The sequence below is a fragment of the Anaerostipes sp. MSJ-23 genome (genome assembly GCF_018918155.1).
In the GTDB taxonomy this organism is placed as follows: Bacteria; Bacillota; Clostridia; order Lachnospirales; family Lachnospiraceae; genus Anaerostipes.
In genome coordinates, this window is sequence record NZ_JAHLPY010000018.1 from 1 (window position 1) to 26,609 (window position 26,609).

29 protein-coding genes, 3 tRNA genes and 3 pseudogenes are annotated in these 26,609 nt (G+C 35.3%); 32 read left to right on the forward strand and 3 right to left on the reverse strand.

Features of this window, described 5'->3' with window-relative positions; genetic code table 11:
* Positions 1–205 (reverse strand): annotated as a pseudogene (locus tag KQI71_RS13015) (transposase); the annotation flags it as partial.
* A 116-nt stretch (positions 206–321) separates the two neighbouring features.
* Between KQI71_RS13015 and KQI71_RS10370 the strand changes: the two are divergent.
* From KQI71_RS10370 to KQI71_RS10430, 14 genes are all read left to right on the forward strand, one after another.
* Positions 322–1,434: an HD domain-containing phosphohydrolase gene (locus KQI71_RS10370; RefSeq protein WP_253288039.1), complete on the forward strand. Its 1,113-nt coding sequence runs from the start codon at positions 322–324 to the stop codon at positions 1,432–1,434.
* A 147-nt stretch (positions 1,435–1,581) separates the two neighbouring features.
* Positions 1,582–2,094, forward strand: a complete 513-nt coding sequence (locus tag KQI71_RS10375) for a response regulator (RefSeq protein ID WP_216436003.1) — start codon at positions 1,582–1,584, stop codon at positions 2,092–2,094.
* Between the two features lie 31 nt (positions 2,095–2,125).
* A complete protein-coding gene (locus KQI71_RS10380) occupies positions 2,126–3,271 on the forward strand; it encodes a GGDEF domain-containing protein (protein WP_216436005.1) in 1,146 nt (381 codons plus the stop codon).
* Positions 3,272–3,277: 6 nt separating this feature from the next.
* Entirely contained in the window at positions 3,278–4,216 is a 939-nt protein-coding gene (locus KQI71_RS10385; RefSeq protein WP_216436007.1) for a bile acid:sodium symporter family protein, read from the forward strand.
* Between the two features lie 66 nt (positions 4,217–4,282).
* Positions 4,283–5,242, forward strand: a complete 960-nt coding sequence (locus KQI71_RS10390) for a leucine-rich repeat protein (protein WP_253288040.1) — start codon at positions 4,283–4,285, stop codon at positions 5,240–5,242.
* 19 nt (positions 5,243–5,261) lie between these two features.
* Entirely contained in the window at positions 5,262–6,581 is a 1,320-nt protein-coding gene (locus KQI71_RS10395) for a vWA domain-containing protein (RefSeq protein WP_216436008.1), read from the forward strand.
* Positions 6,571–8,061 carry an ATP-binding protein gene (locus KQI71_RS10400; protein ID WP_216436010.1) on the forward strand — a complete coding sequence of 497 codons (1,491 nt, stop codon included), beginning with the start codon at positions 6,571–6,573 and terminating at the stop codon, positions 8,059–8,061. Before KQI71_RS10395 ends, KQI71_RS10400 begins: the two co-directional genes overlap by 11 nt.
* Before the next feature lie 171 nt (positions 8,062–8,232).
* The gene (locus tag KQI71_RS10405; RefSeq protein WP_216436011.1) at positions 8,233–9,024 is read left to right on the forward strand and encodes a metal-dependent transcriptional regulator; all 792 of its coding nucleotides are present in this window, start codon (positions 8,233–8,235) and stop codon (positions 9,022–9,024) included.
* 11 nt (positions 9,025–9,035) lie between these two features.
* The gene (locus KQI71_RS12580; RefSeq protein ID WP_253288041.1) at positions 9,036–9,446 is read left to right on the forward strand and encodes a helix-turn-helix domain-containing protein; all 411 of its coding nucleotides are present in this window, start codon (positions 9,036–9,038) and stop codon (positions 9,444–9,446) included.
* A gap of 111 nt (positions 9,447–9,557) precedes the next feature.
* Complete coding sequence (locus tag KQI71_RS12585; protein ID WP_253288042.1) at positions 9,558–9,887, forward strand: hypothetical protein; 330 nt, start codon at positions 9,558–9,560, stop codon at positions 9,885–9,887.
* A gap of 108 nt (positions 9,888–9,995) precedes the next feature.
* Positions 9,996–10,199, forward strand: coding sequence for a hypothetical protein (locus KQI71_RS10415; protein WP_216436013.1), 204 nt, complete (start codon positions 9,996–9,998; stop codon positions 10,197–10,199).
* Positions 10,196–11,245: a fibronectin type III domain-containing protein gene (locus KQI71_RS12745; protein WP_216436014.1), complete on the forward strand. Its 1,050-nt coding sequence runs from the start codon at positions 10,196–10,198 to the stop codon at positions 11,243–11,245. The genes KQI71_RS10415 and KQI71_RS12745 overlap by 4 nt, the downstream gene beginning before the upstream one ends.
* A gap of 172 nt (positions 11,246–11,417) precedes the next feature.
* Positions 11,418–11,807, forward strand: coding sequence for a hypothetical protein (locus KQI71_RS10425; RefSeq protein ID WP_216436016.1), 390 nt, complete (start codon positions 11,418–11,420; stop codon positions 11,805–11,807).
* Between the two features lie 84 nt (positions 11,808–11,891).
* Entirely contained in the window at positions 11,892–12,494 is a 603-nt protein-coding gene (locus tag KQI71_RS10430) for a fibronectin type III domain-containing protein (protein WP_216436018.1), read from the forward strand.
* A gap of 138 nt (positions 12,495–12,632) precedes the next feature.
* On the opposite strand, the pseudogene KQI71_RS10435 reads toward KQI71_RS10430, so the two are convergent.
* A pseudogene (locus KQI71_RS10435) lies at positions 12,633–12,788 on the reverse strand (transposase); the annotation flags it as partial.
* Between the two features lie 4 nt (positions 12,789–12,792).
* Between KQI71_RS10435 and KQI71_RS10440 the strand changes: the two are divergent.
* The 3 genes and pseudogenes from KQI71_RS10440 to KQI71_RS10450 all read left to right on the forward strand — a co-directional run.
* Positions 12,793–13,047: pseudogene (locus KQI71_RS10440) on the forward strand (ATP-binding cassette domain-containing protein); the annotation flags it as partial.
* A gap of 105 nt (positions 13,048–13,152) precedes the next feature.
* A complete protein-coding gene (locus KQI71_RS10445; RefSeq protein WP_216436020.1) occupies positions 13,153–13,719 on the forward strand; it encodes a flavodoxin family protein in 567 nt (188 codons plus the stop codon).
* 124 nt (positions 13,720–13,843) lie between these two features.
* Positions 13,844–13,916 (forward strand) — tRNA-Gly (locus KQI71_RS10450).
* 343 nt (positions 13,917–14,259) lie between these two features.
* Here KQI71_RS10450 and KQI71_RS10455 read toward each other — a convergent pair.
* The gene (locus KQI71_RS10455) at positions 14,260–14,469 is read right to left on the reverse strand and encodes a DUF378 domain-containing protein (protein ID WP_216436022.1); all 210 of its coding nucleotides are present in this window, start codon (positions 14,467–14,469) and stop codon (positions 14,260–14,262) included.
* A gap of 178 nt (positions 14,470–14,647) precedes the next feature.
* Between KQI71_RS10455 and KQI71_RS10460 the strand changes: the two genes are divergently transcribed.
* From KQI71_RS10460 to KQI71_RS10530, 15 genes are all read left to right on the forward strand, one after another.
* The gene (locus tag KQI71_RS10460) at positions 14,648–14,908 is read left to right on the forward strand and encodes a hypothetical protein (protein ID WP_216436024.1); all 261 of its coding nucleotides are present in this window, start codon (positions 14,648–14,650) and stop codon (positions 14,906–14,908) included.
* Positions 14,909–15,004: 96 nt separating this feature from the next.
* A complete protein-coding gene (locus KQI71_RS10465; protein ID WP_216436025.1) occupies positions 15,005–15,520 on the forward strand; it encodes an HAD domain-containing protein in 516 nt (171 codons plus the stop codon).
* Complete coding sequence (locus KQI71_RS10470; protein WP_216436026.1) at positions 15,517–16,011, forward strand: HD domain-containing protein; 495 nt, start codon at positions 15,517–15,519, stop codon at positions 16,009–16,011. The genes KQI71_RS10465 and KQI71_RS10470 overlap by 4 nt, the downstream gene beginning before the upstream one ends.
* Positions 16,012–16,060: 49 nt before the next feature.
* A tRNA-Phe gene (locus KQI71_RS10475) sits at positions 16,061–16,133 on the forward strand.
* A 4-nt stretch (positions 16,134–16,137) separates the two neighbouring features.
* Positions 16,138–16,208 (forward strand) — tRNA-Gly (locus KQI71_RS10480).
* A gap of 148 nt (positions 16,209–16,356) precedes the next feature.
* Positions 16,357–17,511, forward strand: a complete 1,155-nt coding sequence (locus KQI71_RS10485; protein ID WP_216436028.1) for an NAD(P)-dependent malic enzyme — start codon at positions 16,357–16,359, stop codon at positions 17,509–17,511.
* 50 nt (positions 17,512–17,561) lie between these two features.
* Positions 17,562–18,161, forward strand: coding sequence for a TetR/AcrR family transcriptional regulator (locus KQI71_RS10490; protein ID WP_216436030.1), 600 nt, complete (start codon positions 17,562–17,564; stop codon positions 18,159–18,161).
* 91 nt (positions 18,162–18,252) lie between these two features.
* The gene (gene malQ / locus KQI71_RS10495; protein ID WP_216436032.1) at positions 18,253–19,689 is read left to right on the forward strand and encodes a 4-alpha-glucanotransferase; all 1,437 of its coding nucleotides are present in this window, start codon (positions 18,253–18,255) and stop codon (positions 19,687–19,689) included.
* 14 nt (positions 19,690–19,703) lie between these two features.
* Positions 19,704–20,447, forward strand: a complete 744-nt coding sequence (locus tag KQI71_RS10500) for a LytR/AlgR family response regulator transcription factor (RefSeq protein ID WP_216436034.1) — start codon at positions 19,704–19,706, stop codon at positions 20,445–20,447.
* 339 nt (positions 20,448–20,786) lie between these two features.
* Positions 20,787–21,632 carry a Rossmann-like and DUF2520 domain-containing protein gene (locus tag KQI71_RS10505; RefSeq protein ID WP_216436036.1) on the forward strand — a complete coding sequence of 282 codons (846 nt, stop codon included), beginning with the start codon at positions 20,787–20,789 and terminating at the stop codon, positions 21,630–21,632.
* Complete coding sequence (panB, locus tag KQI71_RS10510) at positions 21,629–22,456, forward strand: 3-methyl-2-oxobutanoate hydroxymethyltransferase (RefSeq protein ID WP_216436038.1); 828 nt, start codon at positions 21,629–21,631, stop codon at positions 22,454–22,456. The genes KQI71_RS10505 and panB overlap by 4 nt, the downstream gene beginning before the upstream one ends.
* Before the next feature lie 24 nt (positions 22,457–22,480).
* Positions 22,481–23,323 carry a pantoate--beta-alanine ligase gene (gene panC / locus KQI71_RS10515; RefSeq protein ID WP_216436039.1) on the forward strand — a complete coding sequence of 281 codons (843 nt, stop codon included), beginning with the start codon at positions 22,481–22,483 and terminating at the stop codon, positions 23,321–23,323.
* A 22-nt stretch (positions 23,324–23,345) separates the two neighbouring features.
* Positions 23,346–23,735 carry an aspartate 1-decarboxylase gene (gene panD / locus KQI71_RS10520; RefSeq protein ID WP_216436040.1) on the forward strand — a complete coding sequence of 130 codons (390 nt, stop codon included), beginning with the start codon at positions 23,346–23,348 and terminating at the stop codon, positions 23,733–23,735.
* Between the two features lie 9 nt (positions 23,736–23,744).
* Positions 23,745–24,935 carry a bifunctional phosphopantothenoylcysteine decarboxylase/phosphopantothenate--cysteine ligase CoaBC gene (coaBC, locus tag KQI71_RS10525; RefSeq protein WP_216436042.1) on the forward strand — a complete coding sequence of 397 codons (1,191 nt, stop codon included), beginning with the start codon at positions 23,745–23,747 and terminating at the stop codon, positions 24,933–24,935.
* A gap of 147 nt (positions 24,936–25,082) precedes the next feature.
* A complete protein-coding gene (locus tag KQI71_RS10530) occupies positions 25,083–26,606 on the forward strand; it encodes a sensor histidine kinase (RefSeq protein WP_253288043.1) in 1,524 nt (507 codons plus the stop codon).
* Positions 26,607–26,609 lie beyond the last annotated feature (3 nt).

Below are 26,609 nucleotides of genomic sequence, written 5' to 3' on the forward strand. Positions count from 1 at the left end.
CGTGACGATTGTAATGGAAAGAGACAAGATCACCCATATAAGAATCGATTCTGGAAGTGGCAATGACAGGGCGACCAAGATACCGACCGATATATTTGGTAACAGTCTTAGGATCACAACGGTTCGGTTTAGCATAAACATAGAAGCCGTGTTCCTGTTCAAGATAACATCTGGCAGAAACTTTTTTAAAAGAAGGACCGATGCGGAGTAACGATTGATGATGCAATCTCTAGAGCAGATCGAATGATGTACCAGGCTAAAATACATAAAAATAATGTTGTTATGGAGTGGGAAGGAAATAATCAATCGGGGGACCTTTTTATGGGGAAAATAGGGGAAGCTAAGCAAAAAATAATGATAGTGGATGATTCAGAGATAAATAGGAAAACTCTAAAAAACATTCTACAGAAAAAGTATGATATTATAGAGGCACGAGACGGCAAAGAGTGTCTTTCATTTTTAAAACAGCACAGTGAACAAATTTCATTAATTCTTTTAAATATTATGATGCCAGAAATAGATGGTTTTGATGTATTGATAACAATGAATCGAGAGCATTGGATTGACGATATACCAGTCATTGCGATTTCTAACGAAGACACAGAAAGCCAGATTCAGAGAGCCTATGAATTAGGAGCTTCTGATTATATCAGCGTTCCATTTAATGAAAATGTGGTATATAGACGCATTTTTAATTTGATCAAGCTCTATGCAAAACAGAGAAGATTGATCCAGTTGATAACAGATCAGATTTATGAAAAAGAAAAGAATAGCAGAATGTTAATTTGTGTTCTCAGCCAGATTGTAGAATTTCGTGATGGAGAGAGCGGTCTGCATGTGCTTCATATCAATTTGATAACGGAAATCCTCTTAGAACAGCTTATGAGAAAGACAGATAAATATCATATTTCCTGGGAGGAACAACAAATGATTATAACGGCTTCTGCCATGCATGATATTGGGAAAATTGGCATTGATGAAAAAATATTTAAGAAACCGGGGAAATTGACACCGGAAGAATTTGAAATTATGAAGACCCATACAATTATTGGAGTTCAAATTTTAAAAAAATTGGATATTTATCAAAATGAAAAACTGATTCGTATTGCATGTGAAATTTGCAGATGGCATCATGAACGTTATGATGGAAAAGGATACCCAGATGGACTGAAAGGTGAGCAAATTCCTATTTCAGCGCAAATTGTTGCATTGGCAGATGCCTATGATGCTCTCATAAACAAACGATTTTATAAAGAGTCATATAGTCATGAACAGGCAATAAAAATGATTCTTGATGGTGAATGTGGGGTATTTAATCCGATTCTTATCGATTGTCTTGTAGAAGCACAGGGTAGGATAAAAGAAGAAATAAAAGTAAAAAATACAAAAGAATATGTTCAGAAAGTAGAAAAAAATCGGGAAGAAACAGGATAAATATTTCACGTAATAAGAAATATGTGTTAAAGTTAAAGAAGTAAGTATTTGGCTCAAGAGATTAAAATGAAGAATGAGATGGAATAAAGTGATATAAGGGGAAATATCTCTCCGGTTTGAAAAATATATAGTGGGAGGAATACTAGATTGAATACATGTAAGAAGAAAATACTGATCGTAGATGATGCTGAAATAAATAGAGAGATTCTTTTTGAAATGCTGAAAGATGAATATGATATTTTACAAGCAAAAAATGGAAAAGAAGCAATTGAAATTTTAACAAATTATCATGAAGGATTACGGCTAGTACTTCTTGATATGAATATGCCGGAGATGAACGGAAATGAAGTATTGAAAATTATGAAGGATCGGATGTGGTTAGAAAGAATTCCTACAATTTGTATTTCTTCAGATTCTACAGATGAAACGATTTTGAAAACGTATGAAATGGGAGTGACAGACTATTTCACCAGACCTTTTGAAATGGATGTTGTGAAACGAAAAATATATAATACGATTGCATTATATGACAAGAATAAAGGAAATCTTGAAGATATCATAGGAATGTTGTCTGTATTTTTTTATCGAATTTTAAAGATCAATCTTACAACAGGAAGTTACCGTCGAAAAAGCAGCAAAACAACTTCAAGATGGGTCTGACTATTTAACAGAGCAGGTGCGACTTTTTGCTATGACTGGTCAAGAAAAATATATGGATCTATATTTTCAAGAAGCAAATCATACGATGCGCAGAGAAAAAGCTTTAGCAGATTTGAAAAAATATTTTGGAGGGACGGATACCTTTAAGGCCTTAAAGGCTGCTTTAAATTCTTCTGTTAAATTGATGAATACAGAATATTATTCTATGCGGCTTGTTCTGGAAGCAAAAGGTGTTAAGAAAGAAAAATGGCCTCAAGAAATTAAAAATACAGTATTGTCTCAGACAGATAGTAGTCTTACTGCAGAAAAAAAGATGGAAAAAGCTCAAAGTATGGTTTGTGATGAGCGATATCAAGGAAAAAGGACAGAAATCATAAATGAAGTTACGAAAAGTATGAATCTTCTAATCAAACAAACACATAATGATCAGTCAAAAGCTAATCATATGTTTTTAGACATGTATCGAAAATTAGTAATTGATGTGATGGTATTTGTTTTGCTTATTTTTATCAATTATTTCATGGTGAAAAAATTGATTGTCAGTCCGCTTTTAAAATATAATGAAAGTGTTAAACTTGGAGAAACTCTTCCGGTGATTGGAGCTGTAGAACTTCAGAATCTGGCAGAAACATATAACACAGTATATGAAGAAAACAAAGAATCACAAAAATTAATTCGACATGAAGCAGAATATGATGCTTTGACAGATCTTTTGAATAGAAGATATTTTGAAAAGATTTTAGGCATCTATGAAAAAGGAGAAAGTCCTTTTTCATTAATCATTGTGGATGTGGATATTTTCAAATCTATCAATGATACTTATGGACATGCGATGGGAGACCAAGTTTTAAAAAAAGTTGCTTTATTATTAAAAAATGTATTTCGCAGCATTGATTTTGTGTGCCGAATTGGTGGCGATGAATTTGCTATTGTGATGGTTGAAATGACGAGTGATCTTGCGTATACGATTAGTGAGAAAATTAATGAAATTAATAAGCAGCTGTTAAATCCAAAGGATGGACTTCCTATGGTTTCCGTGAGTGTTGGGGTTGCCTTTTCTATAAGAGAAAATCCTGGAGAAAGTATATTTAAGGATGCAGACAGGGCACTTTATTATGTGAAAGAGCATGGAAAACATGGATGTAGTTTTTATGATGGAAAATTGGAAGGAATGTAAAAACAAATGTTAAATAAATTTAATCAGTTTATGGAAAAATGGATTTTCCTTGTAACACCAATCTGTGTCGTGCTTGGTGTTACTTTTGCAGATATAACAATTCACTGGAATGTTCTTGTTCCATACGTCTTTGCTTTTATGACCTTTGTTGGGGCATTAAAATCAAGCTTTCATGACGTCGTTGGAGTTTTCCGTCATCCTTTGGCTTTGCTTTGTTCCATCTTATGTATTCATGTTGTTATGCCTTTGATTGTTTTTGGACTTGGAGTGGTTCTGTTTCCTAATAATATGAATCTTGTAACAGGCATGGTTTTGGAATTTTGTGTACCAAGCGCTGTCACAGCGCTGATGTGGGGATCTATTTACCATGGAAACAGTTCATTATCATTATCACTTGTTATTGTTGATACAATTCTTGCTCCGTTTTTTATTCCGGCAACACTTCATATATTTGTTGGAGGACATGTAACAATTGATGCGTCTCACATGATGGAAGAACTGATTTTTATGATTGCACTTCCGGCAATTGTTGCAATGTGTTTTCATCAGTTTGGTGGAGAAAAGGTAAAAACGGTATGGCCTGGGAAACTTGCACCATTTTCTAAAATGTGTATTATGTTTTTGCAGATTTCTAATTCTGCCAAAGCAGCACCATATATCCGACATTTAAATAAAGAACTTATGATGGTGGTTTTGGTAATGTTTCTTCTGGCAGCATTTGGTTATGGACTTGGATGGATTGCCGCAATGCTGATTAAGAGAGATGTAGCTACGACAGTTTCTATGACATTTGGCGTTGGAATGCGTAATATCAGTGCGGGTGCAGTTGTTGCAACAGCATATTTTCCGGCAGAGGTTGTCTTTCCGGTTATTATCGCAACATTATTTCAGCAAGTACTTGCGGCAATCTATGGAACATTTATTAGAAAATTTCTCAAATCTTGATATTTTCTGTCAGTCTTATATAATGAGTAGTGTATACAGAAAATATCAGAAAGATAGAGGATAGCAATGCTTGAAATTCAATATAGAGAAATAAAAACTGGGGGAATTGAGATTCTTAGATGTTTTTGTCGAGAAAATACTGTGAGACTTCCAAATGAAATTTGCGGGAAACCGGTTGTAAAGATTGGAGATTATGCTTTCTCTGCTCATAAAAGAAAAGAAGATGAAGCTCGAACTGAGAAAATCGGAGAAGATTTTTTTGAGAATGAATCACTAGAAATGTTTTGTGGAGAACGAGTAAAAGAAGTTTATTTACCATCGGGAACAGTTGAGATTGGAAAATATGCATTTTATGGATGTGTAAATTTGACAACACTTGGCTTTTCGGATGCGCTTTTGCGTACAGGAACAGGTATTTTTACCGGATGTAAATTACAGAAAATATTTCTTCAGATTCATCATGAAGGAAAGAGTGCGCTAAAAGATATTGTGCAAGATACAAGGTTTCCATTAGAAGTGGAAGTTTATTATGCAGATCAAAAGGAAAAAAGCCGCTTGTTCTTTCCAGAATATTATGAGGAAGCAGTAGAAAATACACCGGCAAGAATCATTGAAACACATTTTCATGGAACTGGATACCAGTATCGGCAGTGTTTTTTTCGTGGAGAAATTGACTACCGTAAATATGATCAATTATTTGAGGTTGCTGCCGTACAGGAAAATAAAGATGTCGTTTGGGAAATTCTTGCAGGGAGAATGCTAATGCCATATGGTGTATCTGATTATTCTTGGCTTCAGTATGAAGGTTATTTAAAACAGCATCAGACAGAAATGATGGAAAATTTGAAAGAAAATGATCAAATGCCATTTCTTGAGATGCTTTCTAGAAAAAACTTTTTTACGAGAGAAGGAATTGAGGCTGCGATTGACTGGGCATCAAAAAAGAAAAAGACAGAAATTTTGAGTCTTTTAATGGATGAGCAAAACAAAAGATTTCCAAAGAAGAAAAAGACATTTGAATTATAAAAAATGAAGGAAGAAAATTATGAAAGAAAATCTAAATGATCGTTTAAGTCAGCTTGGACAAAGAATTTTCATTGCGACAAGAAATGAATTATATATTCATATGAGGTTTCTAGATGTGGCGCTCAGTAGTTTTTCCTATGTACTGGATCCATCGATTACGACTGTAGCAACAGATGGAATTCATATGTTTTATCATCCAGGTACTCTTGGCGGAATGTACCGTCAGAGCAGAGTCCGTACAAATAGAGCTTATCTTCATATGGTACTTCATTGTCTTTTGCATCATCTGACAAGAAGAAAAAATAGGGATAAAGTGTTGTGGAACTTGGCGTGTGATATTGCAGTAGAATCCATTATTGATCACTGGCATCTAAGATGTATTCATCAACCACAGACAAGGCTTCGAAAGGATACCTATGCACAGCTGGAAAGAAGCTTAAAGGTTTTTACTGCCGAAGGAATTTATCGACAGCTGATAGAGTGGAAATTAAATGAAAAGAAGCAAAAAGAATTGTCTATGCAGTTTCTTGTAGATGATCATCAATATTGGCCAGAAGATCCAAAACAGGAGATACATCAGGAAGTAGAAAATCGATGGAAAAACATCAGTGAAAAAACACAGACAGATATGGAGACGTTTTCAAGTGAAGAATCACAGCAGGCAGGAGATTTGATCGGACAAGTACAGGTAGAAAACAGAGACCGTTATGATTATCGTGCATTTTTAAGAAAATTTGCTGTTATGAGAGAAGAGGTTACGGTAGATCCAGATTCATTTGACTATGTTTTTTATAGCTATGGACTTTCTATGTATGGGAATATGCCCCTAATTGAGCCTCAGGAGTGGAAAGAAGTCAAAAAAGTAGAAGATTTTGCAATTGTCATTGATACGTCAATGTCATGTTCCGGAGATCTTGTTAAAAAATTTTTAGAGGAAACTTATGATGTATTGACAGAACAAGATAGTTTTTTTCATAAAGTAAATATTCACATCATTCAATGTGATGAGATGGTACAAAATGATCAGAAGATTACCGATGAGAAGGAATTAAAGGATTATATGGATCATTTAGAATTGCGTGGAGAAGGAGGTACGGATTTTCGCCCTGCTTTTGAATATGTAAATCAGCTGATTGAGCGGGGAGAGTTTTATCATCTAAAAGGATTGGTGTATTTTACCGATGGAAAAGGAACTTATCCAAAGAAAAAACCACCATATCAAACTGCTTTTATTTTTATGCAGGAAGAATATGAAGATGTAGACGTACCTGCGTGGGCAATTAAACTGGTGGTGGATGCAGAGGATCTTGACGAAGGAGAAGAAGAAAATGAACATTAAAAGAGCGAAACAGGAAATTAAAGACTCAATTGAGGCTTATTTGAAAAAAGATGCCTATGGGGAATATGAGATCCCCTCGATCAGACAGCGTCCAATTCTGTTAATGGGACCTCCAGGAATTGGAAAGACACAGATTATGGAGCAGATTGCAAGAGAATGTGGAGTCGGTCTGGTTGCTTATACGATCACGCATCATACAAGACAGAGTGCAATTGGGCTTCCATTTATTCGGGAAAGACAATATGGCAAAGAGATATATTCTGTGACAGAATATACAATGAGTGAGATCATTGCATCAGTTTATGAAAAAATAGAAAAAACAGGAAATAGTGAAGGAATTTTATTTATTGATGAGATTAACTGTGTTTCTGAAACATTGGCACCAACGATGCTGCAGTTTTTACAATGTAAAATGTTCGGAAATCAGAAAATTCCAGATGGATGGATTATTGTAGCGGCAGGAAATCCACCAGAATATAATAAATCAGTTCGTGAATTTGATGTGGTAACTTTGGATCGTATGAAAAAAATCGATGTAGAAGCTAATTATGAAGTATGGAAGGAATATGCTTATAAAGCTGGAATTCATCCAGCCATTCTTGCTTATCTTGAAATCAGAAAAGATTATTTTTACCGTATGGAAACAACAGTGGATGGAAGAGCTTTTGTGACGGCCAGAGGATGGGAAGATCTTTCTCGTTTAATTCAAGTGTATGAAGAACTTGGGAAGACAGTCGATCGTGAAGTGATTTTCCAGTATCTTCAGCATTTAAAAATTGCTAAAGATTTCGCAAATTACTATGAACTTTATAAAAAATATAAAGAAGATTATGGAATTGAAAGAATTCTTCAAGGGCAGTTTGAACAAGAGACAATTGGAAGATTGAAGTTTGCAGCTTTTGATGAACGTCTGAGCGTTGTTGGCTTGCTAAATGGGAAAATTTCTGAAATGGTAAAAGAAAGTTATGCAAAAGATGCATTCGTAACAGAATTATTTGGATGGTTAAAGCAGCTTAAAACAGGAAAAACTCTTGAGCAGGTCCTTGATGAAGTACGAAAAGGTCTTGAACAGAAGAAGAAAACTGAGCAGATAGGAAAAGAACGTGAACATATGATGATGGATGTTATTGCGACACTTGAAAATTATGAAAATATTAGTCGTAAAGAACATTTGGATCCAGATACAGAATTTGATCGGATTCGTCAGGAATTTGCAAAGGAGACACAAGCAAGAGAAACACAAATTCAGAAGACAGAAGATGCCATGAACAATGCCTTTATTTTTATGGAACAGGCATTTGGAGAGAGTCAGGAAATGGTAATCTTTGTAACAGAATTAAATATCAACTATTATAGTGTCTGGTTTATTCGAGAAAATGGCTGTGATAAGTATTATCAGTATAATAAAGGCTTGTTATTTGACGAGCAGCAGGAGGCAATTTTGTCAGAACTTGATGATATCGAGCACAGTATTTCTTAAGAATATTTCTCAATAAAAAAGAAGATGTTGTTTGGATGCAACATCTTCTTTTTTTGTCAAAATGTGAGGCAAATCTTTTTTTACAAAAAATGGTTATGTGTGAAAATTGTTTTGGTTGCGTCATAAATGATTGTATGATAGAAACAAAGAAGAAAGGAGTAGGGAAAAAATATGGCAAAAGAAGTAACAAAGCAGGAAAAAGAAGATTATCTAAGTACAATGTATGAAATGAGAAGAAAGGAAAATCAGATCGTGAAATCAGATCTATCCAGAGAATTGAATCTTCCGCTTTCAAGAATTACAAAAGTAACCGATGAACTTCTTGCAGAAGGATATTTGTTAAAAGATGAAAGTCGTCGTCTGTTCTTGACACCGATTGGATTAAGTAGAGGAAGATCTTGTTTGGAAAGGAAAGGGTGTTTAACGGAATTTTTAAGATTGGTTTCTGGTGTAGATGGAAGTACCGCAAGAGAAAATGCCTGTGCGATCGAACACATACTGGATGAGAAAATTTTGACTGGAATTCGAATGTTTATGGAAAGCAGGCATACTTATTCTTATATGACAAAAGGAAATGATTTCAATGTTATGTTTCCAGAAGGAAAACGTTGGATGCCAGTTGCATTTTTTGAGAATGGAAAGTATCATCCAAGAATTCTTGCAAAAGAATATTATCAATTTCAAAAAAAAGCAGAAGTAGTGATTGGAAAAGAAAGTTATCTTTATCTGATAATAGAAGATGAAAAGTTAAAAGAAAAGGAACTAATGTATTTTTATATGGATACGTGGATACAGGCGAAAAAAGAAGAAAATTGTTTTGGAATTCTTACAGGGGCTTTCGATTGTACGATTCGCCGTAATAACAAACTGTCGGAAGGAATTTTACATCTTGTTATTGTAGAAGACATACAAGAATCAGTCGGAGAGGATCAGATTGTGACGCTTGCAGTGTCTTTGATATAAAAGGGGAAATTATGTATAAAAAAACAATGAAGTTTTATAAACCAAAAATGTTTCAGCTACAGTGTTTAAAAGCTTTGGAACAACAGATTGAAGATGGAAAAAATTATAATGAAGCTGAGATTGGGAGAATTATGGGTGTCAATCGATCAACAATTTCTAGATGTTTTAAACGGTATAGAGAAGAAGGATTTTTGCAACAGACTGGAGGAGTATTTACGAGAAAAGGAAAAGAATTTCTTGATTATTATAAACGGATCGAGGCGGATCTTTATCAATATTTTGCATCGATCGGTGTTGGAGAGAAAGAGCAAGAACAGGCAGTTGGGGGAATGTTTGATACAGTGGATATTGAAACAATACAAAAAATTTGTCAGAAAGAAAAAATGCATCTTCGCTATGAAAGTATTGATAAAAATAAATGAAAAGAAATTCATAAAATATCCTATCAAAAACTTGGAGAATATTTAAAAGAAGGCATTTATGATGTTGATTTTGCTATATATCGTCAAGGAAAAGATTGACAAAGTCTTTCGATGGCAGACAATGGATTTGAAAAACCGGCAAAATTATTATGGAAACCTAGAAAAGAATATATAGAACTTACAGTCCGGGAGATGAAAGCAATGACGAGAGGAGGTGCTATACTGTCTGGGCATATTCAAACTGTAAAATGTAGAACTAGACAAGATGTCTTAAAAAGTATTGAGATTGTTGATAATAAAATACAAATACCATTGAAAGAATTTGAATTTGAAAGCATGTCGGAGCGGGAAATCACTGCACAGATTCAACTATTTATGACAAGTAGTGTTGGAGAGAAGAGGATGCCGGAAAGTATGGCAACATTGATTGTAAGATGTTAAATTGCTTGTTTTTTCTTATAAAATCTGGATTCTGATTGACATTGACAGAATTTATGTGGTACAAGTGATATTGTAATGGAAAAAAGCATTTAATAAGGAGGAAGTTTTATGAGAAAATTTCGTATGAAATGTGCAACAGGAGTTCTTGCAGCAATGATGGCTATCAGTATGACACCAGGAAGCAGACTTCCATTTATTGGAAACACAGTCTCTGTATCAGCGGCGCAAATGGTAAAAGAAGGAAATAGTTTTTCCTTTGGAGCAGGAAATTATCAAAATACATTAAAAAAGGAACTTACCAGGTACCGGTGAAATTACAGGATAAAGATAAAACAAATCTGGATGCGGCTGATATTTTTAGTGATTCTTATAAGTCTCAAGCCGGGGATTGCATCAATGGACCAGCGGAAGTTAAGGTATCATCTGATGGAGAAGCTATTGTAACGGTTGCTGTAAGACCAATTACAGTATATAATAAAATTACTTTATGGGGAAAAAATTGGAAGATTGTTCAACCTGGCACAAACCAGAAAGTGGATGCCACGGTTGTGGAAGGAACTGCTGATAAACCGACAAAAATTCAATTTACATGGCCAAAAGAGGCTAAAAATGGTGTTTATGTTCAGTCAACGGCAAATATTATAGACAAGTCTGCTCAGGCAATTTTCGCATTTAACTGGAAAGAAGCAAAATTAGATGGTGCGGATCAGCCAAGCACACCAGATACACCAGATCAGCCAAGCACACCAGATCAACCAAATACACCGGACACACCAGATCAACCAAATACACCAGATACACCAGCAACGGTGAAGGTGCCAGCTTCTTTTAAAGTATCTGCCATTGACTATCAGAAGGCAAAAGTTAGTTGGGCAAAAGTAGATGGAGCAGCTGGTTATGAAGTTTATCAAAATGGGAAAAAAGTAAAAGATACAACAGCAACTTCCTATACAAAGAGTGGTTTAAAGACAGGAAGCACTTATAAATATAAGGTACGTGCTTATCAAGTAACTAAAAATAAAAAAATTTACAGTAATTATACAGTAGAAAAATCTGTAAAGACAGTTCTTGGAAAAGTTTCTAACATCAAAGTAAATAATAGCAAAAAAATGACAGCAACTGTGACATGGAAAAAGGTTAGTGGAGCAAACGGATATTATGTTTACCGTGCAACATCCGCAAAAGGGAAATATAAACAATTAAAAATTGTGAAAGGAAATGCAGCAGTTACTTATGCAGATAAGAAAGTAAAGAAAAATAAAAAATATTATTATAAAGTTAGAGCATACAGAAGTGTCAGTGGAAAGAATGTATATGGAACGTATTCTTCTGCTGTTAATGTAACTATTAAAAAATAAAAAGTACATATAGCAAATATAATGGAAAGAAAAGAATCATTGGTTGTCAAGGCCGATGGTTCTTTTTTTAGAAAGCTGGATTTTAAAAAATTTGTTTTCGTTGACATAAAAACCTTTTTCATGATAAAAAGTTAGTCATAACAAACTTGAAAGAGTAAAGGAGAATGAATTTATGAAACGATTAACGTTAAAACTTACAACAGGAGTTCTTGTGCTAATGATGACAGCAGGTATTGTATCTGGAATTCAAAATCATAGAAATCCTGTGAAAGTATCAGCAGTGTTACAAACAGTAAAAGCAGCAAATGAATTTTCATTTGGTTTTGGAGATTATCAAAATACTCTGGCAAGAGGAAGTTATGACATCCCATTGAAGATGCAGAATGCATCGAAGACAGACTTGAATGCTGTAGATTTATTTGATGATTCTTATACATCAATGGCAGGAAGTTGTATCAAAGGAAGTGCCAGGGTAAAAATAGAGGCAGATGGAAGTGTGGTGGTACAAGTACCTTTACAAGAAATCAATGTATTTGGAACAAAGGCATGGGGAACAGATTAGCAGATTTATAAGACAGATTCTGAGGAAACAATAGAAGCTGAGATTATAGAAGGGACAAAAGAACAGCCGAAAAAAATTCAGTTTATGCTTCCAAATCGCTCGAAAAATGGAGTTTATGTTAGTGTATCTTCGATGGGGCACCCTTCGAAAGCAATTTTTGCAATGAATTGGAAGGAGGCAGTTAAAATAGAAACAGAAAGTCCTAATATACCAAATCAGTCTCAGAAGATAAAAGTTCCATCTTCAATTAAAGCATCCGTAATAGATTATCAGAAAGTAAAAGTAAGTTGGAGTAAGGTTGATGGAGCTGATGGATATGAGGTTTATCAGAATGGAAAGAAACAAAAAGCGGTTCCGCTACTTTCTTATACGCAGAATGGATTAAAAACAGGAAGTACTTATATTTATAAAGTTCGAGCTTATAAAAAAGTTAATGGTACAAAGGTTTACAGTGCATATACAAAGGATGTAAAGGCCAAACCTATTCTTGCAAAAGTTTCTGGTGTGAAGGTAAACAATGGGAAAAAACGAACAGCAATCGTGACATGGAAAAAGGTTAGCGGAGCAAATGGATATTGTGTCTATCGTGCAACATCAGCAAATGGAAAATATACACAGCAAAAAATGTTAAAAGGCAATGGTGCGGTAAAATATATTGATAAACCTGAATTATTCATGAGCAACTAAAGTTGCTCATGGTCTATCATTGCTTTTGTATCTATTTCAAATACGTTCTGTTTTACCCAAATACAGTCTAAAAAAAGGCAGACTTATCCTATCAATTTATAAAGAATATTTTGAAACTGTCAAGGTACAAAGATTTTGTTATTCCAGTTGCTTTAATCCACAAATGTGTTCTAAAATTTCATAGAATTCATTTTTATATGGACAATGACTGCACAGCTTAAATGTCAGATATCTTGCAGAACGAACAAGTTTTGCTGCTATTTTTAATCGTTTGAAACGAATTGTATCAACCTGTAGTATTGGAGAGCTTGGAGATGCGCTTTCTGGAGGAGAAAAGCAGAGAATTGGAATTGCAAGAGCGTTTTTGCATAATGGTTCAGTGCTTCTTTTGGATGAGCCAACAAGCAATCTTGATTCGTTAAATGAAGGGATTATTTTAAAATCTTTAGAACGAGAGAGTAAGGGAAAGACGGTTGTGATTGCATCACATAGAGAATCGACCATGGGTTTTGCAGATATGATTTATGATATGGATGGTGGAAGAATTTCATAAGTAAAATGCCGTTTGACCAGTATAAAAAACAGTGTTATTCTAAAATCAGCAGAGTAAAGTTCTGCTAATAGAAATTTGTAGAAAGCACAGGAAAGGACGGTAGAAATGAAAGTTTTATTGTTGAATGGAAGTCCAAGAAAACAGGGATGTACTTTTACAGCGCTTAGCGAAGTTGCAAAGACTCTGGGGGAACAGGGAATTGAGACAGAAATCTTTCAGGCTGGAAATCCGGATACGGAAAATGTAAAAGCAGCAGCAGAAAAATTAAAACAAGCAGATGCATTGATCGTTGGGTCACCGGTATATTGGGCATCTCCAACAGGGCAGATTATCGAATTTATGGATAAATTATGTTCGATGGCAGGAGACGCGTTACTGCATAAACCAGCAGCAGCGGTAGCATCAGCAAGAAGAGCTGGAACTACAGCAACGTTGGATGTTTTATTAAAGTATTTTACTTATCATCAGATGCCAGTGGTATCATCTAATTACTGGACAATGGTACACGGAAATGCACCGGAAGAAGTAAAGCAGGATGCAGAAGGACTTCAGATTATGCGTACATTAGGTCAGAATATGGCATGGTTGTTAAAGTGTATTGAAGCAGGAAAGAAAGCTGGAGTAGAAATTCCAACAACAGAAGAAAAGATTATGACAAATTTTATTCGATAAAAAGATGCCGGGGGAGCATTCCCCCCGGTAAATTGTTATTGTCAAAAGAAAAATCAAAAAAATATTGACAAGAGATATAAAATCAAGTAAAATAGTTTTTGTTCGAAAAAAATAAAAAATTTATGCGATAGTGGCGTAGCTGGTAACGCGCAACCTTGCCAAGGTTGAGACCGCGGGTTCGAACCCCGTCTATCGCTCTCGATTAAAAGTCTCGAAACTATGCATTTAGCAAGTTTCGGGATTTTTTTGTTTTTATGTTTTCTTGTGATTTTGCATAAAATTGTATAGAATCTGTTTTGCTTTACAGACGGAGAGGAAGCCAGGATTTACATCCTGGCTTTATGTATGAAAAAGTATGAAAAAAAGTAATTAGCTTGTGTAACAACTGTGTTTGTCACTTGCTATGCTTTTAGTATAAAGAGAAATTGTGAACAAATCGTGATAAAAAAAAGAAGAAAATGTGACAGGAAAATTCCCTGAATCATTGAAAAAGAAAAAGACTCAGGGAATTTCTATACTATGAAAAATAACGATGAAAGATTAGTCTATATTTCTTCCACAGTGTCTGTAAAATGTAAGAAGATATAAACCGCAGATGCCAACCAGATCATAGATAATTCTTGAAAGCATGCTCATATTTCCAAGAAGAAATGCAACCAGATCAAATCGGAAAAATCCGATAAGTCCCCAGTTAATAGCACCAATGATGGTGATGGTTAGCGCGGTGCAGTCTAAAAATTTGTTTCCCATAAAAAGCCTCCTTTTCATAACTGCCTGAAATACAGAATTTAGTATGCCTTTTTTTTTAAAAATTCATACATAATAAATGAGAAAAAATATCGTAAAAAGAAAAAAGTGAAATATTTTGCGAATACGATTTGTATATAAAATAGGAACAATAGGGAAAATAAAGAAGGAGGAATATGGAATGAGTGAGTTATCTGTAACAATGTTTTTTAATATGGCTTTGTGGAGTAGTGTTGTGGCACAGATTGTTCTTGTAAAAAGTGGAGGTTTCTTTCGAGGAATTTTACTTCCAGTGATCGTTCTTTTTCTTACATTGATGCTTTGGGCGGGAAATCGTTTCAATGTAAATGTATGCCTTCCGGTAACCTTTGGGGTCATAAGAATCTGGTTTGTTTATATTTTGATTTTTTTCATTGGATATTTGGTGCGAAAAATAAAATAGCATAAGATTGCCAGAAATCGCAAGAAAGAGTATAATGAAGACCGACAATCGTTGACTGGGGATAAAAGGTATTGCCTTGAAGGAGGAATGAAAAGAATGAAGGTTATTTTTCTGGATGTAGACGGCGTATTAAATTCTCAGGATTTATTTGAAAAATGCGGAGAAGAGTTGGTCCCTATTGATGAAGAGAATATCCGGTATTTAAAAGAAATCGTAGATGCTACGGGAGCGAAGATCGTTTTGTCTTCTTCTTGGAGATATGGATGGGCAGAACATAGTGATGCGATTCAGGACTGGTGCCAGCTTCTTGTAGATACTCTGGCAAAATATCAATTAAAGATCATTGATAAAACAGAGTATTTCAGCAGTGGAAGAAGAGAAGATGAAATTAAAGATTGGCTGGAGCATGGTCCGGAGCCAGTAGAAAATTTTGTGATTTTGGATGATGGAGATTATGATTGGTACAGACATGGATATGATCGACATCTTGTGAAGACAGATTTTTGTACCGGAGGTCTTCGAGAAGAACATGTACAGCAGGCGATTAAAATTTTAAACAAACAGCCATTTTGGAAGTTTTGGAAACGCTGGAAAAAAGGAAAAACGTTATGAAAATTGGAAAATTGATTCAGGAAATGATTATCTATTATGAAGGAGATCCGAAGCGTATTCAACATTTTTTGAAGGTTTATGCTTATGCAAAGGCTATTGGAGAACAGGAAAATTTGGATGAACGTACACAGGAGATTCTTGAAGTTGCAGCGGTTACTCATGATATTGGGATTAAAATAAGTGAAGAGAAGTATCAGAGCAGTGCAGGAAAGTATCAGGAAATGGAGGGACCTGCAATTGCCAAGCAAATGTTACATAAACTTTCTTATGATCAGGATCTGATAGAGAGAGTTTGTTATTTGATTGGGCATCACCATACTTATCATCAAATCAATGGAATGGACTATCAAATTCTGGTAGAAGCAGATTTTCTTGTAAATCTTGCAGAGGAACATAGCACAAAGCCAACAATTATGAATGCGAAGGAGAAAATTTTCCGCACCAAAACGGGAATTTTATTGATTGAAAAAATTTTTTCAAAAATAGCTTGATATCTGTCTCATAATATGGTAAAGTATAGAAGTCGCGGAAATGAGACATGCCCAGATAGCTCAGTCGGTAGAGCAGAGGACTGAAAATCCTCGTGTCGCTGGTTCGATTCCGGCTCTGGGCATTGTGCGGGTGTAGTTCAATGGTAGAACTCCAGCCTTCCAAGCTGATCACGTGGGTTCGATTCCCATCACCCGCTCTTTAAGAAGAATGTTGAAGCATTCTTCTTTTTTTTTGCTTTTTTGTGCTTGCAATTACATGATGCTTCGTACTAGACGGACTGCGTTCGATAAAGTATAATAATATAATAAGATATAAAACAATAAATTTTAGAAGGAGATATAACGATGGATTATAATAAACTGGCTTTGGAAATGCATGAAAAGAATAAAGGAAAGGTTGCAGTTCGTTCTAAGGTAAAAGTTGAAAATCGTGATGATTTAAGTACTGCTTATACACCTGGGGTTGCAGAGCCTTGTCGTAAGATTCGTGACTGTAAGGATGAAGTTTATCGTTATACTGCAAAAGGAAATCTTGTTGCAGTTGTATCAGATGGGACAGCGGTTCTTGGCCTTGGTGATATTGGTCCGGAAGCTGCAATGCCAGTTATGGAAGGAAAGGCGATTCTTTTTAAAGAATTTGCAGATATTGACGCATTTCCAATTTGTCTGGATACAAAAGATACAGAAGAAATTATTCAGACGGTAAAAAATATTGCACCTACATTCGGTGGAATTAATCTGGAAGATATTTCTGCTCCTAGATGTTTTGAAATTGAAAGAAGATTAAAAGAAGAATTGGATATTCCTGTCTTTCATGATGATCAGCATGGTACAGCCATTGTTGTTGCAGCAGGACTTATCAATGCTTTAAAAGTGGTTGGAAAAACAATGGAAGAGGCAAAAATTGTAATCAATGGTGCGGGTTCAGCTGGAATTTCAATCTGTCGTTTATTACTGCAGTTTGGAATTGGAGATGTTGTTCTTGTTGATCAGAAGGGTGCGCTTTGTCCTGGAGAAGAATGGATGAACGATGCACAAAAAGAAATGGCAGAAAAGACAAATAAGAATAAGCAGAGAGGGCCTCTTGTTGATATTATTAAGGATAAGGATGTCTTTATTGGTGTGTCTGCACCAAATATTGTAACTGCAGATATGGTTTCTACTATGGCCAACGATCCAGTTATTTTTGCAATGGCGAATCCTGTTCCAGAAATTATGCCGGATGAGGCAAAAAAAGGTGGAGCAAAAGTAATTGCAACTGGACGTTCTGATTTTCCAAATCAGATTAATAATGTTCTTGTTTTTCCTGGAATCTTTAGAGGGGCTTTGGATGCGAGAGCAGGACAGATCACAGAGAAAATGAAAATTGCAGCTGCAAAGGCAATTGCCGGAATCATTGGAGATGATGAGAGAAATGAAGAATATATTATTCCAGGAGCATTTGATAAAAGGGTATGTCAAGCTGTAGCAAAAGCGGTAGCGCAAGAAAGTGGAAAATAATAGCCGAAAATTAATAAAACTGGGTGATTGCCTGACAAGGGGGATTTTGCTTGAAAAAAATAGAAGAAAAGAAAAAAAAGAAGCAGAATGCTTTGCTGGAGACGGCTTATAAATTATTTACGCACAAAGGATTTCAAAAAACATCGATCGCGGATATTGCACATGAAGCTGGGGTGGCGAAAGGAACATTTTATCTTTATTTTAAAGATAAAACAGATATTCATTATAAATTGATTGCTCATAAGGCAGCTGCACTTTTTAAAAGGGCTTATGCGGAACTTATGGAGCAAAATATTTTGAGCTTTGAAGATCAGATTATTTTTCTTCTAGATCAAATGATCGAAGAATTGGTAAAAAATCCAACATTGTTGAGGCTCATTTCTAAACATCTTGGTTGGGGAATATTTAAGGATTCTTTAGTAGAACCAATTGATGATGCCCAGAGAAATATCTATGATATTTATATGAAACTTTTAAAGAATTCAGGTCATAACTTCCGTGAGCCGGAAGTTATGATCTATATGATTATTGAGTTGCTTGGAGGATGTTGTTATAACTCAATTTTGATGAATCAACCAAAACCGATAGATGAAATGAAACCGTATTTATATGAAACAATTAGAATGATTATAAAGAATCATGAAATATAAGGTTAATTGTACATGATTTAAAAACACCATAAAATGAAAAATATGGTATACTATATCTAACGTTGTAAAAAGTGTAGTTAAGGAGAGTTTAATGAAAACAAGTGGAGTTTTATTACCGGTTTTTAGTTTGCCATCGTCCTATGGAATTGGATGTTTTTCAAAAGAAGCATATAAGTTTGTTGATTTTTTAGCGGAGGCTGGACAGCAGTACTGGCAAATCTTACCGCTTGGAACGATTGGAGCCGGAAATTCTCCATATTTATCTTATTCAAGTTTTGCAGGAAGTGTATATTATATTGATCCAGAACAACTTGTAGAAGAAGGTTTGTTAAAGGAAAAAGATATTCTTCCATATCGTCAGGAAAATAAGGGAAAAGTTGATTATGATAAAGTTTGGGAAGGCCGTGAAAAGATTCTGAAAAAAGCTTATATGAAATTCCGACCGAATGATGCATATAAGAAATTTAAAAAGGATAATGAAGGATGGCTGGATGAATATGCGGAATTTATGAATGAAAAGGATCCGGCATTGAGTGAAGAATTCTTTAAATTCTGTCAGTATTTGTTTTTAAAACAATGGCTTTCCTTAAAAGGATATGCAAATGAAAAAGGAATTAAGATTATCGGAGATATTCCATTTTATGTAGCTTTGGAAGGTACAGCTTTTCATTATCATAAGGAATTATTTAAGACAGATAAAGATGGAAATGCAAGTGTTGTTGGAGGATGTCCTCCAGATGCATTTGCGAAAGATGGACAAGTATGGTCAAACCCTGTGTATGATTGGGATTATCATAAGAAGACAAATTATGAATGGTGGATGAATCGATTAGAACATAATTTTCTTTTATATGATGTATTACGATTGGATCATTTTCGCGGTTTTGACGAATATTTTGAAATTCCGGCAAAAGATGAGACAGCTGTAAATGGTGAGTGGGTCAAAGGGCCTGGATATGAATTTTTTGAAGTAATGAAGAAAACACTTGGAGAAAAAGATGTGATTGCAGAAGATCTTGGTTTTCTTACGGATAATGTCCATAAGCTTTTAAGTGATACAAAATATCCTGGAATGAAAGTTCTTGAATTTGCTTTTGGAGCATGGGATGATAGTATCTATCTGCCACATAAGTATCCGGAAAATTGTGTTGTTTATACAGGAACACATGATAATGACACCGTACAGGGATGGTTCGAAGATTTATCAGAAGATGACAAGAAATTTTTAGATCATTATCTGGAATATAGTACGATAGAACGTACTGGAAAAATTCATCTGGATCTTGCATCTCTTGCATTGGAATCCAGAGCAGATCGTGTCATCATTCCATTACAGGATTATATGGGCGTTGGAAAGGAAGGTAGAATCAATACACCTTCTACGGTTGGAGGCAACTGGGAATGGCGCGTAAAGGAAGAGCAGCTGACAGATGAATTAAAAGAAATGATAAAATTATTGACAAAAAAATATCGCACCCGTGCGGAAGAGATTGCAAAACAGGAAAAAGAAGAGCTAAATAAAAATTAGGAGTTATTTTATTAATGGAAAGCAGTCAGATGTGGAAGGTCGCAATTTGCGATAAGGATTGTGAAATCTGTTCGTATATTGAAAATATTATGTTGGAATATCAAAAGAGGGAATGGCTACCTTTCATAATAGAGGTTTTTCAAAGCGGTGTTGAATTTGTAAATGCTATGAAAGAAGGGGCATTTTTTGATCTGATTTTTTTGGATGTTCGTATGCGGGGAATTGATGGAATAAAGATTGGGCATATGATTCGGGAAGTAATGGAAAACGAAGATAGTAAAATTGTTTATATGTCAGAAGAAAAAGAATATGCCATGGATTTATTTGCAGTACGTCCATTTCAGTTTTTATTAAAACCATTGAAAAAAGAAGAGATCCTTCAGGTAACGCAAAATGCAGTTAGACTGATGAAAAAGGATGATAATTACTTTTATTATAAAAAGAAGCGGGAATTGAAAAAAATTCATGTAAAAAATATTCTCTATTTTGAAAAAATTGGGAAAAAGATTAATATCATATTTTCAGATGGTACAACGGACTGGTTTTATGGGACATTGAAGCAGATATATAAAGAACTAGAGAAATTTCAGTTTTTTTATTGCCATCAGTCATTTTTGGTTAGTTATCACCATGTGAAAATGTTTAAGTATGAATATTTGATCATGAAAAATGGGGAAGAGATACCAATTTCCCAGCCCAAACGAAAAAAAGTCAGAGAAATGCAGATTAAGATGGAAGCTTCCATTGACAGAGAATAAATATTTTAATTTAAGCCTGAAAAATTATAAAATAAGCCACTATACGGCACAATGAAAATTAGGTGGTACAATATAAATGCAATAATGTTTTTAATGAAGAGAGGTTCATTAAGAAGTTATAGCATTAGGCAGAGGTAAGTCAACAATACATGGCTAAAGGAAGGTGAATCCTGACAGGAGCAGGGGGTTCATCTTCTTTTTCTGTTTTCTGAAAATATCTTATAAAAATGGCTTGTTTTTTTGCATACATAGTGCTATAGTACGAAATGGATGGTATTCTTGAAAGAAATCATACCGTATGTTTTTAGAACATCACCTGACGAAAGTAGGTGATCAGTTATGAAAGTAGGATTTATTGGAGCAGGAAAAGTAGGATGTTCCCTTGGAGATTACTTTGTACGCAACGGGATTTCTGTTGCAGGATTTTACAGCCGTACACAAGCAAAAGCAGGTGGAGCGGGAAATAATAAAAGGACGCGTGTTAATTCGATTGATAAATTATTAACAATGTGTGATGTTCTATTTTTAACGGTACCAGATGATGCGATTAGCAATGTCTGGGAACAGATTCGAACAATTCCGATGAAAGGAAAGTATATCTGTCATTGCAGTGGATCTTTGAGTTCTGCTGTTCTTTCTGGAATAAAAGAGGCCGGTGCATACGGTTATTCTGTTCATCCAATGTTTCCATTTAAGAGTAAAGAAACTGCATATGAGGATTTGAAACAGGCATTGTTTACCGTAGAAGGTGATGAAGAGCACATAGATGATCTTGTATCACTAATTTCTTCATGCGGAAATCCGGTAGTAAAGATTTCTTCAGACCATAAAGCGGCGTACCATGCAGCTTCTGTCTTTGGATCAAATTTGATGATCGGACTAATGAATCAAGCTACGGAACTTTTATGCCAGTGTGGATTTAAAACGGAGGAAGCTATGAAAGCATTGAAGCCTCTGGCAATGACGAATCTTTACAATTTTTTTGAAGTAGGAAGTGTGGATGCATTAACCGGACCGGTAGAACGTCACGATATAAAGACAATAGAGAAACATTTAGAGGCATTTGATACGACACAAAAAGAAACATACAGAGCATTGACAAAAGAGATTATAAAAATAGCGGAAAAAAAGCATCCGGAAGTATCTTATGAAGATATGAAACAAATTTTGGAGGAAGAAAAATGAAAAATACAGTAAGTACCTTACAGAAAATGAAAGATAACGGGGAAAAAATTTCTATGCTGACTGCTTATGATTATTCTACAGCCAAGCTGTTTGACGAAGCGGGAATTGATACAATGCTTGTTGGAGATTCTCTTGGTATGGTGATGCTTGGGTATGACTCAACGATTCCGGTAACAATGGAAGATATGATTCATCACGGTGCAGCAGTTGTGCGTGGTGCAAAAAATGCATTAATCGTTGTAGATATGCCATTTTTATCTTATCATACTTCTGTTTATGATGCAGTTGTAAATGCAGGACGTATTATGAAGGAAACAGGCTGTACAGCTGTAAAACTGGAAGGTGGAAAGAATGTATGCCCTCAGATTAAAGCAATTGTTGAGGCTCAGATTCCCGTTTGTGCTCATATTGGACTGACACCACAGTCTGTTAATGCATTTGGTGGATTTAGAGTACAGGGAAAAAGTGAGAAAGCTGCTCAGGAACTGATTGAAGCCGCTCTTGCGGTAGAAGAAGCAGGAGCTTTTATGGTTGTTTTGGAAGGAATTCCAGAAAAACTTGCAGCGATCATTACAAAGAAATTACATATTCCAACCATTGGAATTGGGGCAAGTCCGGAATGTGATGGACAGGTTCTTGTTTATCAGGATATGCTTGCAATGTATGGAAACTTTGTACCAAAATTTGTGAAGCAGTTTGCACAGGTTGGAGATGTTATGAAAGGTGCTGTGGCTGATTATATGAAGGAAGTGAAGGAAGGAACCTTCCCAGCAAAAGAACATACTTATGCAATCAGTGATGATATTATAGAAAAATTATATTAATAATTAAAAGGAGAAATGAGAACAATGAAAATTGTTGGAACAGTAAAAGAAGTAAGAGAACAGGTAAAAGAATGGAAAAAACAGGGATTAAGCGTTGGTCTTGTTCCAACGATGGGATATCTTCATGAAGGGCATCAGAGCCTGATGGAAGCAGCAAGAAAAGATAATGATAAAGTTGTTGTTAGTATTTTTGTAAATCCAATGCAGTTTGGACCAACAGAAGATCTTGCACAGTATCCGAGAGATTTGGATCATGATGCAGCTTTATGTGAAAAAGTTGGTGTTGATTTGATTTTCCATCCAGAACCAGAAGAAATGTATGCGGATGATTTCTGTTCTTTTGTGGATATGACAGGATTAACAGAAGGACTTTGTGGAAAAACAAGACCAATTCATTTCCGCGGAGTATGTACGGTTGTAAATAAATTATTTAATATTGTAACACCAGATCGTGCTTACTTTGGACAGAAAGATGGACAGCAACTGGCAGTTATCAGACGTATGGTAAGAGATTTAAATATGGACATTCAAGTAGTCGGCTGCCCAATTATTCGTGAAGAAGACGGACTTGCAAAGAGCTCAAGAAATACTTATCTTTCACTGGAAGAGCGAAAGGCAGCACTGATTCTTTCAAAAACAGTGAAACTTGGAAAAGAACTTGCTAAGACAAACAAAAATGCAGCAGAAGTTGTGGCTCAGATGAAAAAGAATATTGAGACAGAACCGCTTGCAAAAATTGATTATGTAGAAGCAGTAGATGCAGTATCCATGGAACCTGTTGAAACATTGGATGGAGAATGTATGCTTGCTATGGCAGTATATATTGGAAAAACAAGATTAATTGATAATACATTAATTAACGATTAGATATGATATAAAGGAGAAAAAAATGAACGTTAGTATGTTAAAAGGAAAAATTCATAGAGCAACTGTAAAACAGGCAGAACTTGATTATGTTGGAAGTATTACTGTTGATCCGATTCTTTTGGAAGCAGCTGGTATTTTTGAATATGAACATGTACATATTGTAGATGTAAATAATGGAAGCCGTTTTGAAACTTATACAATTCCTGGAGAGCCAGGAAGTGGTATGATTTGTTTAAATGGTCCAGCTGCAAGATGTGTTGCAACTGGTGATAAGATCATTATTATTGCATATGCAGATATGACACCAGAAGAAGCAAAAACATTTGAACCTAAAGTTGTATTTGTAGATGATGAAAATAAGATTTCAAGATGCACAAACTATGAAAGACATGGACGTCTGGAAGATATGTAGGAGAAGATTATGTTAAAGGGAAAAACTGTCATATTGGGAGTAACAGGAAGCATTGCAGCATATAAGATGGCAAATGTGGCCAGTATGCTGGTAAAACGTGGATGTCAGGTACATGTAGTTATGACAAAAAATGCCACAAATTTTATTAATCCGATTGCATTTGAGTCATTAACAAATACGAAATGTCTTGTCGAGACATTTGATCGAAATTTCCAGTTTCATGTAGCACATGTATCGCTGACGGATCAGGCGGATGTAATGTTGATTGCTCCGGCTTCAGCAAATGTTATTGGGAAGATTGCATCCGGAATTGCAGATGATATGTTAACTACAACGGTGATGGCATGTCAAAAACCTGTGATCATTGCTCCAGCCATGAATACGAAAATGTATGAAAATCCCATTCTGCAGGATAACCTTAAAAAACTTCGTAATTATGGATATGAAATCATTGCTCCGGCCAGTGGACATCTGGCATGTGGAACTTCTGGGGCTGGAAAGATGCCGTCGGAAGAAGTGTTGGTAGCGCATATTGAGCGACAGATTGCAAGAGAAAAAGATTTAGCAGGAAAGAAGATTCTTGTAACAGCAGGTCCTACAATTGAAGCAATCGATCCTGTCCGTTATATTTCTAATCATTCTTCTGGAAAAATGGGATATGCAATCGCAAAAGCAGCGATGCTGCGTGGAGCAGAAGTAACATTGATTACAGGAAGAACATCACTTGAACCCCCAATGTTTGTTCACACGGTTCCAATTACAAATGCAGCACAGATGTATGAAGAAGTGATGGCAAGAAAAGATGATCAAGATATTATTATTAAGGCAGCAGCGGTAGCTGATTATACGCCGGCTGATGTTAGCGATGAAAAAGTTAAGAAAAAAGACGAAGATATGGCAATTCGTCTTGTTCGAACGAAGGATATTTTAAAAACTCTTGGAAGCAACCGAAAAGAAGGACAATTCTTATGTGGATTTTCGATGGAAACGCAAAATATGCTGGAAAATTCTAGAGGAAAGCTGAAAAAGAAAAATATTGATATGATTGTTGCCAATAATCTGAAAGAGGCAGGAGCTGGATTTAAAACAGATACGAATATTGTTACTTTTATTACAGAGAAAGAAGAAAAACAGCTACCGAAAATGACAAAAGACCAGGTAGCAGATGAGCTTCTGGATTTCATTTCCGAAAGAATGTAAAATATTAGGCCGCAGGCTGTCCATTTTGGAGTCTGCGGCCTATTTGCGATAAAAAATCGCAGAAAAAGTCTTTCAAATTCTGATTTCTTGTGCAGGCTATGTTATACTATATAAATGAGATGAAAAGGGTCAGGATATCATGTAACAATGAAGTCAAAAGCCACAAAGGGAGCAGAAAACGAAATGAAAGCAGTAAATAAAGTACGACTGATCTATCTGCCGGCAATCATACTACCAATTTTTGCAATGGTTGTATCGATTGCCGCTTTAAGTGTCGGTTATGTGAGGATCAATAATACAGATTTATCTGCCGGCGGATTTGAACGTTTTGTTAATCCGTTGATGACGATGAATAATTCGACGAAGGAAATTTATCGTGAACTTGAAAAGAAAACAATGGTTGATCCAGATGTATTTAAAGATCGGCGTTATCTTGATAAAATAAATCAGAAACTTTCACAGAAAGATTCTTTTCTTCTGGTGCGTAAGAATGGGGTTATGATTTATCGTGGAAGCAATAGCAGTACAGAAAAACTTGAAGAAAAACTTCCAGGTTATGGAAATAAAGATAGTGATCAGGATCGTGGATTTTATGTCAGTAAGCCAGGAAATTATCTTGTAAAACAACAAGATTTTAAATTTCTTGATGGTGGAAGGGGATCTGTTTTTATTATGACGGATTTGAATGTAATTCTTCCACACTATCGTAATATTATTATTCAAGTATTTTTCGCAGTACTTGGAGTTTTGATTCTTACCAGCACTTTTTTATCATGGTTTATGTATCGGGAATTTGTAGGTCCAATTCGACAACTAAAAGCAGGAGCAGAACGGATCAAAGATGGAAATCTTGATAACGATGTTGTGATTAAAAGTGGAGGAGAAGAAATCCGTGAATTATGTGATTCTTTTAATGAAATGCGGGCAGAATTGAAAGATTCTATTGATGCTCGAATGGTATATGAAAAACAAAACCGCGATTTGATCAGCAATATTTCTCATGATTTGAAAACGCCGATTACGGCAATTAAAGGATATGTTGAGGGAATTATGGATGGTGTTGCGGATACACCAGAGAAAATAGATCGTTACATTAAGACTATTTACAATAAAGCAAATGATATGGATGTTTTGATCAATGAACTTTCTCTGTATTCAAAGATTGATTCGAATATTATTCCATACAATTTTGAAAAGATTGATATCAATGCTTATTTTAAAGATTGTGTGGATGAGATTGGAGCAGATCTTGAACAGAAAGGCATGATGTTCTCTTATCGAAATTATTGTTCTTCTAATGTGATGGTAACGGCGGATCCGGAACAGTTGAAACGAGTGATTAATAATATTATCAGTAATGCCTGTAAATATAATAACAAGGCAAAAGGAAAGGTAAGTATTACGCTAACAGAGTTTGATCGGAAAGTTCAAGTGGAAATCAAAGATAATGGAATGGGAATTTCTAAAGAAGATCTTCCGCATATTTTCCGTAGAACTTACAGGGCAGATATGTCAAGAAATTCTGCCGGTGGAAGTGGACTGGGATTGTCAATCTGTAAAAAGATCATTGAAGAACATGGTGGAGAAATATGGGCAGAAAGTAAACTTCGTGTAGGAACAACCATATTTTTTACCTTAAACAAGGTACTTGATAAAAGCAAAGGAGCGTAGAAG

What these genes read in the sequence shown, in the direction of transcription:
- coaBC (WP_216436042.1), top strand. Translation starts at nt 23,745, where the DNA reads ATGTTAAAGGGAAAAACTGTCATATTGGGAGTAACAGGAAGCATTGCA.
- KQI71_RS10445 (WP_216436020.1), top strand. Translation starts at nt 13,153, where the DNA reads ATGAAAGTTTTATTGTTGAATGGAAGTCCAAGAAAACAGGGATGTACT.
- panD (WP_216436040.1), top strand. Translation starts at nt 23,346, where the DNA reads ATGAACGTTAGTATGTTAAAAGGAAAAATTCATAGAGCAACTGTAAAA.
- malQ (WP_216436032.1), top strand. Translation starts at nt 18,253, where the DNA reads ATGAAAACAAGTGGAGTTTTATTACCGGTTTTTAGTTTGCCATCGTCC.
- KQI71_RS10405 (WP_216436011.1), top strand. Translation starts at nt 8,233, where the DNA reads ATGGCAAAAGAAGTAACAAAGCAGGAAAAAGAAGATTATCTAAGTACA.
- KQI71_RS10425 (WP_216436016.1), top strand. Translation starts at nt 11,418, where the DNA reads ATGAAACGATTAACGTTAAAACTTACAACAGGAGTTCTTGTGCTAATG.
- KQI71_RS10390 (WP_253288040.1), top strand. Translation starts at nt 4,283, where the DNA reads ATGCTTGAAATTCAATATAGAGAAATAAAAACTGGGGGAATTGAGATT.
- KQI71_RS10385 (WP_216436007.1), top strand. Translation starts at nt 3,278, where the DNA reads ATGTTAAATAAATTTAATCAGTTTATGGAAAAATGGATTTTCCTTGTA.
- KQI71_RS10465 (WP_216436025.1), top strand. Translation starts at nt 15,005, where the DNA reads ATGAAGGTTATTTTTCTGGATGTAGACGGCGTATTAAATTCTCAGGAT.
- KQI71_RS10460 (WP_216436024.1), top strand. Translation starts at nt 14,648, where the DNA reads ATGAGTGAGTTATCTGTAACAATGTTTTTTAATATGGCTTTGTGGAGT.
- panC (WP_216436039.1), top strand. Translation starts at nt 22,481, where the DNA reads ATGAAAATTGTTGGAACAGTAAAAGAAGTAAGAGAACAGGTAAAAGAA.
- panB (WP_216436038.1), top strand. Translation starts at nt 21,629, where the DNA reads ATGAAAAATACAGTAAGTACCTTACAGAAAATGAAAGATAACGGGGAA.
- KQI71_RS12580 (WP_253288041.1), top strand. Translation starts at nt 9,036, where the DNA reads ATGTATAAAAAAACAATGAAGTTTTATAAACCAAAAATGTTTCAGCTA.
- KQI71_RS10505 (WP_216436036.1), top strand. Translation starts at nt 20,787, where the DNA reads ATGAAAGTAGGATTTATTGGAGCAGGAAAAGTAGGATGTTCCCTTGGA.
- KQI71_RS10430 (WP_216436018.1), top strand. Translation starts at nt 11,892, where the DNA reads ATGCTTCCAAATCGCTCGAAAAATGGAGTTTATGTTAGTGTATCTTCG.
- KQI71_RS10380 (WP_216436005.1), top strand. Translation starts at nt 2,126, where the DNA reads ATGACTGGTCAAGAAAAATATATGGATCTATATTTTCAAGAAGCAAAT.
- KQI71_RS10470 (WP_216436026.1), top strand. Translation starts at nt 15,517, where the DNA reads ATGAAAATTGGAAAATTGATTCAGGAAATGATTATCTATTATGAAGGA.
- KQI71_RS10500 (WP_216436034.1), top strand. Translation starts at nt 19,704, where the DNA reads ATGGAAAGCAGTCAGATGTGGAAGGTCGCAATTTGCGATAAGGATTGT.
- KQI71_RS10485 (WP_216436028.1), top strand. Translation starts at nt 16,357, where the DNA reads ATGGATTATAATAAACTGGCTTTGGAAATGCATGAAAAGAATAAAGGA.
- KQI71_RS10455 (WP_216436022.1), bottom strand. Translation starts at nt 14,469, where the DNA reads ATGGGAAACAAATTTTTAGACTGCACCGCGCTAACCATCACCATCATT.
- KQI71_RS10395 (WP_216436008.1), top strand. Translation starts at nt 5,262, where the DNA reads ATGAAAGAAAATCTAAATGATCGTTTAAGTCAGCTTGGACAAAGAATT.
- KQI71_RS12585 (WP_253288042.1), top strand. Translation starts at nt 9,558, where the DNA reads ATGGCAGACAATGGATTTGAAAAACCGGCAAAATTATTATGGAAACCT.
- KQI71_RS10370 (WP_253288039.1), top strand. Translation starts at nt 322, where the DNA reads ATGGGGAAAATAGGGGAAGCTAAGCAAAAAATAATGATAGTGGATGAT.
- KQI71_RS10415 (WP_216436013.1), top strand. Translation starts at nt 9,996, where the DNA reads ATGAGAAAATTTCGTATGAAATGTGCAACAGGAGTTCTTGCAGCAATG.
- KQI71_RS10400 (WP_216436010.1), top strand. Translation starts at nt 6,571, where the DNA reads ATGAACATTAAAAGAGCGAAACAGGAAATTAAAGACTCAATTGAGGCT.
- KQI71_RS10530 (WP_253288043.1), top strand. Translation starts at nt 25,083, where the DNA reads ATGAAGTCAAAAGCCACAAAGGGAGCAGAAAACGAAATGAAAGCAGTA.